Annotated in this window: 9 protein-coding genes and 1 pseudogene; 1 reads left to right on the plus strand and 9 read right to left on the minus strand. The window is 68.5% G+C overall.

The window, feature by feature from the left end:
- Positions 1–8: 8 nt before the first annotated feature.
- From WH5701_RS07905 to WH5701_RS07930, 6 genes and pseudogenes are all read right to left on the minus strand, one after another.
- The gene (locus WH5701_RS07905) at positions 9–1,511 is read right to left on the minus strand and encodes a GMC oxidoreductase (protein WP_006171653.1); all 1,503 of its coding nucleotides are present in this window, start codon (positions 1,509–1,511) and stop codon (positions 9–11) included.
- Positions 1,508–2,107, minus strand: a complete 600-nt coding sequence (locus tag WH5701_RS07910; RefSeq protein WP_006171654.1) for a heme-copper oxidase subunit III — start codon at positions 2,105–2,107, stop codon at positions 1,508–1,510. The genes WH5701_RS07905 and WH5701_RS07910 overlap by 4 nt, the downstream gene beginning before the upstream one ends.
- 3 nt (positions 2,108–2,110) lie before the next feature.
- Positions 2,111–3,802 (minus strand): annotated as a pseudogene (locus WH5701_RS07915) (cbb3-type cytochrome c oxidase subunit I).
- Between the two features lie 4 nt (positions 3,803–3,806).
- Positions 3,807–4,736, minus strand: coding sequence for a cytochrome c oxidase subunit II (locus tag WH5701_RS07920; protein ID WP_006171657.1), 930 nt, complete (start codon positions 4,734–4,736; stop codon positions 3,807–3,809).
- Positions 4,733–5,308 carry a DUF2231 domain-containing protein gene (locus WH5701_RS07925; protein WP_006171658.1) on the minus strand — a complete coding sequence of 192 codons (576 nt, stop codon included), beginning with the start codon at positions 5,306–5,308 and terminating at the stop codon, positions 4,733–4,735. The genes WH5701_RS07920 and WH5701_RS07925 overlap by 4 nt, the downstream gene beginning before the upstream one ends.
- Positions 5,308–5,805, minus strand: a complete 498-nt coding sequence (locus WH5701_RS07930) for a DUF2231 domain-containing protein (RefSeq protein WP_037979795.1) — start codon at positions 5,803–5,805, stop codon at positions 5,308–5,310. Before WH5701_RS07930 ends, WH5701_RS07925 begins: the two co-directional genes overlap by 1 nt.
- 130 nt (positions 5,806–5,935) lie before the next feature.
- Between WH5701_RS07930 and WH5701_RS07935 the strand changes: the two genes are divergently transcribed.
- A complete protein-coding gene (locus tag WH5701_RS07935) occupies positions 5,936–6,451 on the plus strand; it encodes an HdeD family acid-resistance protein (RefSeq protein ID WP_006171660.1) in 516 nt (171 codons plus the stop codon).
- On the opposite strand, the gene WH5701_RS17630 is transcribed toward WH5701_RS07935, so the two are convergent.
- From WH5701_RS17630 to WH5701_RS07945, 3 genes are read right to left on the minus strand one after another with little or no spacing between them, the layout of a single operon-like run.
- The gene (locus WH5701_RS17630; RefSeq protein ID WP_006171661.1) at positions 6,435–6,584 is read right to left on the minus strand and encodes a hypothetical protein; all 150 of its coding nucleotides are present in this window, start codon (positions 6,582–6,584) and stop codon (positions 6,435–6,437) included. The genes WH5701_RS07935 and WH5701_RS17630 overlap by 17 nt on opposite strands.
- A 28-nt stretch (positions 6,585–6,612) precedes the next feature.
- The gene (gene ggt / locus WH5701_RS07940; RefSeq protein WP_006171662.1) at positions 6,613–8,403 is read right to left on the minus strand and encodes a gamma-glutamyltransferase; all 1,791 of its coding nucleotides are present in this window, start codon (positions 8,401–8,403) and stop codon (positions 6,613–6,615) included.
- Complete coding sequence (locus tag WH5701_RS07945) at positions 8,390–12,100, minus strand: hydantoinase B/oxoprolinase family protein (protein ID WP_006171663.1); 3,711 nt, start codon at positions 12,098–12,100, stop codon at positions 8,390–8,392. The genes ggt and WH5701_RS07945 overlap by 14 nt, the downstream gene beginning before the upstream one ends.
- Between the last annotated feature and the right edge of the window lie 6 nt (positions 12,101–12,106).

The raw sequence follows: 12,106 nt of genomic DNA on the forward strand, positions 1-12,106 counted from the left end.
GGGGAAGCCTAGAGCCGCTCCGCCATCCGGAGGGCGTTGGCGATCACGGTGAGGCCGGGCGACACCATCGGGCAGCTGGGGAAGACACTGGCATCGGCGATGGTCAAGTTGGCCAGGCCATGGACGCGACCGTCGCGATCGACCACCGAGTGGGCTGGATCGTTGCCCATGCGACAGGTGCCACAGGCGTGGCCGATCACCGCCAGTGGTGCCTCGCCGCGGGGGTAGAAGGGGGCCGGGCGCACCTGGGGAGTGAGCGGATCGGCGTCGACCGCTTTGAGCACGGAGAGCCAGCGGTAAACGAGGCGGTCGTGGGCTTCGAGGTTGTTGGCCAAGTACTGGATGCTCAGCCGCTCCCCGCGCAGCTCGATGCGGTTCTCGGGATCGGGCAGCACCGGACTCATCGCCCACCAGCAGATCGAGCGGACCGCCAGCTGCTCCAGGGCGGCGTTGGGCAGCAGCCGCGTCACGAGCGAGAGCACAGGCGGCGACTCGGCGAACTGGGCGTCCTGCAGAACCCCGCCACCGGTTTCGATGTGCCCGAGCGGAAAACTGACGTTCTGATCACCCCAGACGTAATCGTTGACGCCGAGGCTGCGGGGGAAGCGGCCGCTGTGGGGCTCGCGGGCCAGCTGCAGGATGGCGGTGAGCTGGGGTTTCATCAGGTGGCGGCCCACCTGGCTGGAGCCATTGGCCAGGCCGTTGGGGTGGAGTGTGCTGCGGGAGCGCAGCAGCAGCGCTGGGGTGTTCACCGCACCGGCGGCCAGCACCACCTGATCGCCGAGGAACATCCAGCTCTGACCATCGATCTCGGCTTGCACCCCCTTCACCTCGCGGCCGCTGGGATCCACATGCAGCCGGGTGACGCGGGCGTTGCTGATCAGGCGGGTGCCGGGATGCTCCAGGGCCGGATGCACCCCGAACAGTTCCGCGTCGCCACTGGGATCCTCCGGCTGCTCCGACCAGCTCAGCGGCAGGTCGTAGGGATGGCTGCCCTGGCGCTGCAGCCCCTGGCGCAACGGCTCAAAGATTGGATCCAGCGGCAGCGGCTCATGGGGATAGGGGCCGCTGCGCGGCGGCTGCTGCGGATCCGTGCCGGCACGGCCATGGACGCGGTAGAGGGCCTCGGCACGGTCGTACCAGGGGGCGAGCTCGTCGTAGCTGAGGGGCCAGGCGGGGGCGACACCCTCCTGCAGGGGCAGGCCTTCGAACTCGCGCGGCCACATGCGCTCGAGCACCCCGCCCCAGATCTTGGTATTCCCGCCGAGGGCGTAGATGGTCTGGGGGGAGAAGGGATCGCCGTCGGGGCCGAACCAGTCGTCGCCGGGGTGATAGCGGTCTTTTCGGAACAGATCGACGCTGGCCACGTTCTGATCGGCCAGGTCCATGGCCCCGCCGCGATCCAGCAGCAGCACCGTGCGGCCCTTGGCCGCGAGGGCTCCGGCCATGGTGCCTCCGGCGGCACCGGAGCCGATCACGATCACATCGTGGTGCTGGTCGTCGAGGATCATGACCAGGCGTAGAGCAAAAGAAAGAGCATCACCCAGATCACATCCACGAAGTGCCAGAACAGGGAGGTGGCAATCACCCCCTGCTCACCGGCGGCGTAGTTGGCCGGGCGGAAGGAGCGCTGCAGCATCAGGGCCATCAGCAGGATGCCGCTGAGCACGTGCAGGCCATGAAAGCCTGTGAGCAGGTAGAAGCAACTGCCGAAACTGCCGCTGGTGATGCCGAAGGCCAGTGAGCGCCATTCGATCGCCTGGCCATAGAGAAACACCGCCCCCATCGCCATGCTGAGCAGCCAGAAAGCACGGAAGCCCCAGAGCTGACCCTTGGAGAGGCAGCGCTCGGCCAGGGCCACCGTGCCGCTGCTGGAGACCAGCACCAGCGTGTAGAGCAGGGGGCTGCGCCACTCCAGCCCCTCCACCCCTGGCGGCAGCCATTGCAGGGCCGAGAGCTTCAGCACCGCATAGCCACTGAAGAACGCCAGAAAGATGACGCTCTCGGAGCAGAGAAAGATGATGAAGCCAGTGAGGCTGTGATTGGCGTGAGCCGCGTCATGACCCTGGGGGGTCGGGGCGGCATCGAGGGGAGGGCTGATGGTCATGGCTCAGGCCTGCAGAAGGGTGCGCTCGATCTCGGCCTGGTGCTCCACCAGCGGCCGGCCGGTGCCGTAGCCGTAGGGACCGCTGATCACGGTGGGCACGTGCTCCTCGAAGTTCTCAGCCGGCGGCGGGGAGGGCAGCAGCCATTCCAGGCCGATGGCATTCCAGGGATTGGCCGGAGACTTCGGTCCCCGGACCCAGGAGCTCACGAGGTTGAGCAGGAAGGGAATGATCGAGACCCCCAGCAGGAAGGCACCGAGACTGGCGATCACATTCCAGAAAGCGAATTCCGGGTCATAAGAGGACACCCGGCGGGGCATGCCCATCAGGCCGAGGGGATGCATCGGAAAGAAGTTGAGGTTGGTGCCCACAAAAGTGAGCAGGAAATGAAGCTTGCCCAGCCCCTCATAATACATATGTCCGGTGAATTTCGGGAACCAGTGATAGATCGCGGCATAGACACCCATCGTGGCCGCACCATAGATCACGTAGTGGAAATGGCCCACCACGAAATAGGTGTTGTTGACGTGGATATCCACAGGCACCGTGGCCAGCATGATGCCGGTGACGCCTGCAAAAACAAAATTGAACAGGCCGCCGAGGGCGAACAACATCGCCGTGTTCAGACGTAACTTTCCGCCTCACAAGGTCCCCAGCCAGGCGAACACCTTGATGCCGGTGGGCACCGCAATCAGCATGGTGGTCACCATGAAGACATCGCGCATCCACTGGGGAACGCCGCTGGGGAACATGTGGTGCACCCAGACGATCAGGCTCAGGCCCACGATCACCAGGGAGGCCCCAGCCACGAAGGGATAGCCGAACAGGGGCTTGCGCGCATACACCGGGAACAGTTCGGAGAACACCCCGAACACCGGCAGGATGATCACATAGACGGCGGGGTGGGAATAGAACCAGAAGAAGTGCTGGTAGAGCACCGGATCACCGCCGCCCTCCGGCCGGTAGAAGGAGGTGCCCACCGCCAGATCGAACAGCAGCATCACGGCACCACCGGTGAGGGCGGGCAAGCCGATCAACTGAATCGTCTGGGCCGAGAGAGCCGTCCAGCAGAAGATCGGCATCCGGCCGAGGGTCATGCCCGGGGCGCGCATGCGCAGGATCGTGGTCACGAAGTTGACCGCGCCCATGATCGAGGAGATTCCCGAAAGGGCCACCGCCAGGATCCAGAGAGCTTCTCCGTTGATCAGATGGCCGAGGGGGTTCTGCAGGCTCACCGGTGGATACGACCACCAGCCGGAGGAGGCCGGGCCGCCGGGCACCAGGAAGCTGGCCATCAGGATCACCCCGAACACCGGCACCATCCAGAAGGCAGCGGCATTGAGCTTGGGGAAGGCCATGTCGGGGGCGCCGATCATGCAGGGGATCAGCAGGTTGTTGAGCCCGTTGAGCACCGGAAAGATGAACAGGAAGAGCATGATCGTCCCGTGCATCGTGTAGAGGCCGTTGTACACGGTGCGATCGACCAGATCCGCCTCCGGTGTGATCAGCTCACCACGCATGATCATCGCCAGCAGGCCGCCCACCAGCAGGAAGAACAGGGCGGTGGCGATGTACTGGATGCCGATCACCTTGGCATCGGTGTTGAAGCTGAAGAAGCGCTTCCAGTTGTCCGGAGCACCGGGCACCGGATGGGGGGCCCTCAGGATGCGCGAGTCAACGCCGGCGGTGGAGGTCATGGGATCAGCCGTCGTGGGGAAGGGTGTTGGAGCCGGGCACATTCACCAGCGGCGGCGGGGCCGGGGTGATGGTGGCGTAACCGCTGGGGCGATCGCCGCTGAGCTGCTGGGCATATTCGCGGGCGGCATCGCTGAGGCCGGGCTGGAGCGGCAGGCGGGAGGCGCGCCGCAGCCACTCCTGGTAGGCCTCCTCGCTCTCCACCACCACATCGGCCTGGTTGGCGGCGAACCAGGTGCCGCTGTATTCCGAGTCGCGCAGGCGGTAGCGGCCTGCGCGGGTGGGGGTGAGAAAGAGGGTGATCGAGCGGCCTGGGATCACCTGCTGCTTGAGGCGAAAGGCCGGCACGTAGAACCCGTGGATCACATCCTCGCTCTCCAGCTGGAGGCCGAGACGCCGGCCGAGGGGGAGGTGCAGCTCGGTGGAGGAGACCCCCGCCACCGGGTAGCGGAACTCCCACGACCACTGGCGGGCGATCACCTGCACCTCCCCGCCAGGCGGGGGAGCGGCAGCGGTGGAGTTTGCCGTGGCCGGGGCATGGGCATGGTCCATGGGGCCGATCAGGCCGATCTCGCGGTTCACCTGGATCGTGTAGGCGGCGATCCCCATCACCAGCACCAGGGGGATCACGGTCCAGATGATCTCCAGGGTGGTGTTGCCCTCGATCGGCTCCGCATCACTCATGTCGTACTTCTCGGCCCGGTTGAAGAGCACGACCCAGACCATCACCGACACCACCCCCACGAAGACGAAGGTGGCGACGGCCGTCTCGAAACCGAAGAGGCCATCCACCAGCGGGGCCGCCGAGGAGGCCGGCACCGGCAGCCAGCGGGGCACCTGGGCGCCCATCCAGACACTCAGCAGGATGAGCAGCCCCAGCCAGAGAACCAGGCCGATCACACGGGTCAGGGGGAAGCGTTGCGGAGTGGTGGTCATGGCAGGGCCTCCCGCAGACTGGCGCCTTCAGCCAGGAGCTGACTGGCGGTGACGTGCACGCCGAACTCCACCCCCAGCTGGGCACCGAGGGTGCCGTGCCAGGCCATCAGCGCGAAGACCAGCAGGCCCACCAGCAGGTAACTCCACTGCACCTGGCGGCCCATCTCCCAGCGCCAGCGGTAGCGCTGGAAGCCGCGCCAGAGGGTCATCAGCACGATCGCGAACAGCAGGCCCACACCCACAGCTCCATGCCAGAGCATGGTGGCGGTGCTGCCCATGGCGAAGCTGCTGATGACCCCGGGGAGTGGATCGGCCAGCTGCATCTCCACGAAACCCGCCGCCACGGTGAAGAAACTGATCAGGCAGCAAGCCAGCAGGTTGTACCAGCCCACATCGTGAAGACCGGAGCGGGTCACCGGCAGGGCCAGGAAACGGAACAGGCGCTTCTCGAAGGGGAAGAGGGCCCCGGCGATATCGAAGGCGATGGCAATCACGAACAGGCCGATCGTGAGATGCACCAGGTTGGGGTGAATCGGCAGCCGGTAGGGCAGATCATTGGCTCCAAGCTCCATCACACCAGACCTGCGCGCATCGCCTCCACCACCTTGACGGTGTGCAGGCCGTAGACCCAGATCAGCTGATTCCCGAGCACCACCTGCACCACCACAAGGGCACTGAGCAGGCTGCCCGCCCCGAGAAAAGCGAGAGGCAGCTGCAGGGGGTCACGGCTGCGGATCACGTAACGCCAGGCGGTGAGCACCGAGAGCACCCCGGCCAGCACCCAGCCGAGGGTGCTGTGCAGGTTGAGGATGTCGCGGGAGGCGCCATAGGGATTGGCAAGCCCCGCTTCCACCTGGCCGAAGATGATCGCGATGAAGATCGCCACCGTGGCGAAGAGCAGGTTCCAGAAGCTCACCTCATAGAGGGAGGGCTTGCCCGCCAGACGGCCGATCAGATCGAACACGAAGGCGATCAGAGCCATCGCGATCACGAAATGGACGACGATCGGGTGGATCGTGTCGATCCAGGGGAGGTTGCGATCGTTGAGGGGAGGAAGAAGCTCGAGCATGGGCGCGTGCCCGTCCTGCCACTCACTCCAGCTTCGGAGGCTCCACTGGGCGGGGGTGGCCACCGTCAGGAAATGCGGTTCTGAGCGGGTCGGCTCGACTCCTTAGCCTGATCTCAGTCGAGTCAGCCCCATGTCGATCCCAGCCTCCCGTCCCCTGCGCTGGCTGGCGGCAGGGTTGGTGCTGGCGGCGGCGGTCCTGGCCCTGGCCCTGCCGTTCATCTCGGCCACCCTGCTCACGATCGCCATCGGAGGGGTGGCGATCGCCAGCGGTGTCTCCCAGCTGATCCGCCTGAGCGGAGCGGGCGACCCGCGCAGCCGACTCTTCCGCGGCCTCAGCGGCCTCCTCTACCTGGCGGGGGGTGTGTGGATCCTGGTGGATCCGGTGATCAGCGAAGTGAGCCTGACCCTGTTCGTGGGCCTCCTGCTGGCGGTCGAAGGGCTGATGGAGCTGGCCACCGCTGCCGCCGCCGACCTTCCTGCCAAAGGTCTGGTCCTGCTGGATGGGCTCGTCACCGCCGGCCTGGGGGTGCTGCTGATCGCCGAGTGGCCGAGCGACAGCCTCTGGGCCGTCGGCACCCTGCTGGGGATCGCCCTGGTGTTCTCGGCGGTGAACCTGCTGATGGCCCCGCTCAACTCCGGCGACTGACCAGCCAGACGGCCCCCAGCAGGGCCGCGAGCACCAGGCTGATCTCGATCAGACCGCCGCTCCACATCCACTCCTGGACGGTGAATTCAGCCAGCAGGGCGGGACTGGGGGCAGGGGCAGACAGCAGGGGCACGGCCGGTTGGCTCGGGGATGCCCCAGTTTCACTCGCCCGCCAGGGCCCCTTCCGCCCGCCGCGGATCGACCGCCCCCAGGGTCCCCCCGCCGGGCAGCGCCTCCAGCGAATGGGCCGCCCCCATGGCCGGTGCCAGCCGCCAGCGGTGTCCCTTCGCCTCCAGCAATCTGAGAGTGTCGGGGCTGAAGCCCTCCTCCACCGCCAGCTCGTCGGGCCAGTGCTGGCTGTGGATCCGGCTGGCAGCCACCGCGGAGGCCAGGTTGAGGCCGTGCTCGAGCCGGTTGAGCAGCACCTGCAGCACCGTGGTGATGATGCGGCTGCCGCCGGGGCTGCCGGTGGCCAACAGCGGGTCACCCCCGGGGGTGAGCACCAGGGTGGGCGCCATCGAGCTCAGCGGTTGCTTGCGCGGCGCGATCGCATTGGCCTCCCCCTGCACCAGACCGAAGGCATTGGCGGCACCCGGGAGGGCCGTGAAATCGTCCATCTCATTGTTGAGCAGGAAGCCGGCGCCCGGCACGCTCACGCCGTTGCCGTAGGGGAAGTTGAGGGTGGTGGTGGTGGACACCATCGTGCCGTCACGATCGATCACCGAGAGATGGGTGGTGTTGAGGCTTTCGGCAGAGCGGCCCTCAGCCGGCGGGTCGAGGTCGCGCGCAGGCCGGTGGCGCTCGGGCCGGATCGTGCGTCGCAGCTCATCGGCATAGCCCTGACTCAGTAACCGCTCCAGAGGCATCGCCACGAAGCGGGGGTCGCCCAGCCAGCGGTTGCGGTCGCGGTAGGCCAGGTTCATCGCCTCCGCCATCGGATGCAGGACTGCGGCGCTGTTGGGCCCCAGGGACGCCAGATCGAAGCCCTCCAGGATGTTGAGCAGCTGGATCAGGGTGACCCCACCGGAGCTGGGCGGGGGCATGGCGATCACGGGATGGCCGCGCCAATCGCCCACCAGGGGGGGCTGAAGGCGGGCCCGGTAGCTGCTCAGATCCTCAGCATTGATCAGGCCTCCCCGGCGGCGCATCAAGGCCACCAGCTGCTGCGCCACCGGCCCCTGATAGAAGCCCCTCTCCCCCTGGGCGGCGATGCGCCGCAGGGTGGCGCCGAGCTGGGGCTGACGCAGACGCTCGCCCGGCCGGTAAGGCTGGCTCCCTGGGCGGAAGAACAGCCGAGCTGATTCGGGATCGGTCCGCAACAAGGGAGCCGCAGTCTCCAGGGAATCGGCCAGGGCCTTGCTCACCACCACCCCCTCCTCCGCCAGACGAATCGAGGGGGCAATCAGTCGCCCCAGGGGCAGGTGGCCGTAGTGGCGATGAGCCAGCAGCAGACCCGCCACCGTGCCGGGCACCCCGCTGCTGAGCAGGCTGCGGGTGGCCTTGCGGCGATCCACCGCACCGGAGGCATCGAGCAGCAGATCGGGGCCGGCCGCCTGGGGAGCGCTCTCGCGGAAGTTGATCGTCACCGCCCGGCCCTTGCCCACCCGCACCTCCTGGGGCTGCGGCGGCCGCCCTCGGCTGAGCCGCTCCGGCCGCCAGAGCACGAGGAAGCCGCCGCCACCCAGGTTCCCCGCCTGGGGATGGGTGACCGCCAGGGCGAAGGAGGTGGCCACCGCCGCATCGACGGCATTGCCTCCTGCCCGCAGCACGTCACGCCCCACCCGGGAGGCCTCCACCTCCTGGCTGGCCACCATCCCCCCCGCCGACCAGAGCGGCTGGAAGCGCTGACTGGCCTCCTGGAGCACATCGGCCGGCGCTGGCAGCGGCAGCAAGGCGAGGGCCGTCAGAGGCAGCAGGGCCCAGCGCTGGCGGCGGAGTTCAGCTGCCGCCATAGCCACCACCTCCGGGGGTCTCGATCACGAGGGCATCGCCAGCCGCCAGCTCCAGCTGCACCGATCCACCCAGCTCCAGTTCGCTGCCATCGGAGCGGATCAGCCGGTTGCGGCCCAGCGCGCCGGCCCCGCCGCCGGCGAGACCGAAGGGGGCCACCTGGCGGGAGCTCGAGAGGATCGCGGCGGTCATCGGCTCGAGAAAGCGGATCCGCCGCACCACACCGTCACCGCCCCGCCAGCGGCCCACTCCGCCACTGCCGCACCGCAGCCCAAAAGCCTCCAGCCGCACCGGAAAGCGCTGCTCGAGGATTTCAGGATCGGTGAGGCGGGAGTTGGTCATGTGGCTTTGCACCGCCGAAGCACCTGCAAAACCCTGGCCATCGAGGCCGCGTCCGGCGCCGCAGCCGCCGCAGATCGTTTCGTAGTACTGATAGCTCTCGTTGCCGAAGCTGAGGTTGTTCATGGTGCCCTGGGCGGCGGCCATCACCCCCAGGGCGGCGAAGAGGGCATTGGCGACCGCCTGCGAGGTTTCCACGTTGCCGGCCACCACCGCAGCCATGGGGCTCGGATGCAGCAGGCAACCCGGTGGCACCACCAGCTCCAGGGGCCTGAAACAGCCGGCATTGAGGGGCACCGCCTCCCCCACCAGGCAGCGGAACACGTAGAGCACCACCGCCCGGGTGATCGCCAGGGGGGCATTGCGGTTGCCTGTGTCCTGGGGGGAGGTGCCCGTGAAATCGATCACAGCCCGCCGGGAGGCCCGATCGATGCTCACCGCCACCTGGATGCGCAGGCCGCCATCGAGGGGGAGGCTGAAGGCGCCGGGCTCGAGCCGATCGATCACCCGCCGCACCGCTTCAGCGCCGTTGTCCTGCACATGGGCCATGAAGGCGCTCACCCGCTGGAGACCCTCGCGCCGCGCCAGATCCACCAGCAGCTCGGCGCCCAGCTGGTTGGCCGCCACCTGGGCCTGCAGATCGGCCAGCAGCTGCTCGGGGTTGCGCACGGGATGGGGACCGGCCGCGAGCCGCCGCTTCCAGTCGGCGGCCAGCAGCACGCCATCACGCAGCAGGGGCACTTTGTCGAGCAGAAGGCCCTCCTCGGCCAGGCAGCGGCTGAAGGGGGGCATCGAGCCGGGGGTGATGCCGCCCACATCGGCATGGTGGCCGCGTGAGGCCACAAATCCATCAGGCTGTGGCCGTGGCTCGCGGCCGTCCGCCGGGTTCGCTCCTTGACGGGGCATGAACACCGGGGTGATCACGGTGAGGTCGGGGAGGTGGGTGCCGCCATTGGCGGGGTCGTTGGAGACGATCGCGTCGCCGGGCTTCAGGGCTGGGCACTCCCCCCGCCGCACCGCCGCCAGCAGGCCGGCCACGCTGGCCCCCATCGACCCCAGATGCACCGGGATGTGGGGGGCGTTGGCCACCAGCTCCCCCTGGCGATCGAAGAGGGCACAGGAGAAATCGAGGCGCTCGCGGATGTTCACCGAGCGGGCGCTCTGCTGCAGGCGCACGCCCATCTGCTCGGCGATGGCGCTGAAGCGGTGGTTGAACAACTCCAGGCTCACCGGATCCACCGCGAGTCCTTGCTTCGCTGGTTGGGCCGCCGCTGGCCCATGGCTGAGCAGCAGGCAGCCGTCGGCTCGGCATTCGGCCCGCCAGAGCGGGGCCAGCCAGATGGTGCCGGTGGCCTCCACCAGCAGCGCTGGGCCGTCAAGCCACTCAGCGGCTGTGAGGGCCTCACGACGGCGCAGCGGAACGGACCGCCAGGCGCCGTCCCAGTAGAGCTGGATCAGCCGTTCCTCGGCGGCCGGGGGGGCTCGATCAAGGGGAGGTGGTGAGCCGATCTCAGCCGCGACAGCTTCAGCCGAGACAGCCTCTCCAGCGGCCACCACCTCCACCAGCAGCCACTCCACCAGCAGCTCGGCGTTTTCGGGGCGGTGGCCGAAGCGACGCTGATGGTCGCGCGCGAACTGCAGCTCCATGGCGCTGGCCTCCTGCAGAGCCAGGGGGAGCGTCAGCTCAGTGGCAGCGAGCCGCACACCCACACTCACCTCGGCGCGGCCCTTGGCGCCCAGGGCCTGCTGACCCCGCTCCAGCAGGGCATCGGCCTGCAGCTGGAGCTGCTCCACCAGGCCCTGATCCAGGGGACGGCGCACCACCTCCTGCAGCAGCAAGCGCTGATCGGCCAGACCGATGCCATAGGCCGAGAACCCCCCCGCCAGGGGATGGAGCAGCACCCGGGCCATGCCCAGCCGCTCGGCCAGGGCACAGGCGTGCTGGCCGCCGGCCCCGCCGAAGCAGACCAGCGTGGCGCCGCGCAGATCGTGGCCCTGCTGGATCGAGATGCGTCGGATCGCCTCCGCCATCCGCTCGATGGCAATCACCAGAGCACCTTCCGCCAGTTGTTCGGGCGTGATGGAGGTCCCACTGGCCTGGCCGACCTGCTCCGCCAGCTGCTGGAACCCCCGCCGCACCACCACTGGATCGGGGCCCTGATCCCGGTCTGGCCCAAAAACCGCAGGAAACGCCTGCGGCTGCAGGCGGCCCAGCAGCAGGTTGGCGTCGGTGATCGTCAGCGGTCCGCCGCGGCGGTAGCAGGCCGGCCCGGGATCGGCCCCGGCTGAGGCGGGCCCCACCTGCAGGCGCTGGCCATCGAAATGCAGCAGCGAACCACCGCCCGCCGCCACGGTGTGGATCGGCAGCATCTCCGCCTGCAGGGTGAGGCCAGCAATCTCCGTGTCCTGGCGTCGCCCCCAGCCCGGGGACGGCCCACCGGCCTCCACATGGAACACATCGGTGGAGGTGCCGCCCATGTCGAAACCGACGATGGGCGTGCTCCCTCCCGCCAGCCGCACCGCTGCCACCATGCCGCCGGCGGGGCCGGAGAGAATCGTGTCTTTGGCCTTGAGCAGCTCCGGCGCCACCAGGCCGCCGCTCGACTGCATCACCCGCAGACGGCAGTGGGGTCCGAGCTCGGCCCGCAGCTGATCCAGATACTCCGCCAGCGCCGGCGCCACCATGGCCTCCACCACAGCCGTCTGGGCCCGCGGCACCAGCCTGGTCCTCCGGCCCACCTGGTGGGAGAGCACCACTGGCTCGAAGCCGAACGGCATCAGCCACTCAGCCAGCTGACGTTCATGGCGTGGATGGCGGGCGCTGTGCAACAGGGCCACGGCACAGCTGCTGATGCCGTCGCTGCGGGCCTCCACCAAGGCCCGCTCCAGAGCTGCATCGAGAACCAGCGGCATCAGCTCCGTGCCGTCGGCCGCCAGACGCCCCGCCACCTCAAGGACCCGCCGGTATCGCGGGGCCGGTCGCACAACGTGCAGGGCAAATAGATCGGGCCGGTGCTGGTCGCCGATCCAGGCGGCATCGGCAAAACCGCTGCTGATCAGCAACAGGGTGGCGGCACCCCGGTCTTCGAGCAGGGCATTGGTGGCCACCGTGGTGCCGATCCGCACCTCGCTGACCGCGCCGGAAGGAAGCGGCTGGCCGGGAACCAGCCCCAGCAGCTCGCGCATGGCCGCCACCGCCGGATCCCCCGCCCGCTCGGGTTGCTGCGAGAGCACCTTGCGCACCACCAGCTCCCCGTCAGGGGCCCGGCCCACAAGATCGGTGAAGGTGCCGCCCCGATCAATCCAGAAGCTCCAGCCGGTCTGGGGGCCCGGCTGCTGAGGGCTCTCAACTGCGCTCACGCAGCG

The organism is Synechococcus sp. WH 5701, assembly GCF_000153045.1.
Lineage (GTDB): Bacteria > Cyanobacteriota > Cyanobacteriia > PCC-6307 > Cyanobiaceae > Regnicoccus_A > Regnicoccus_A antarcticus.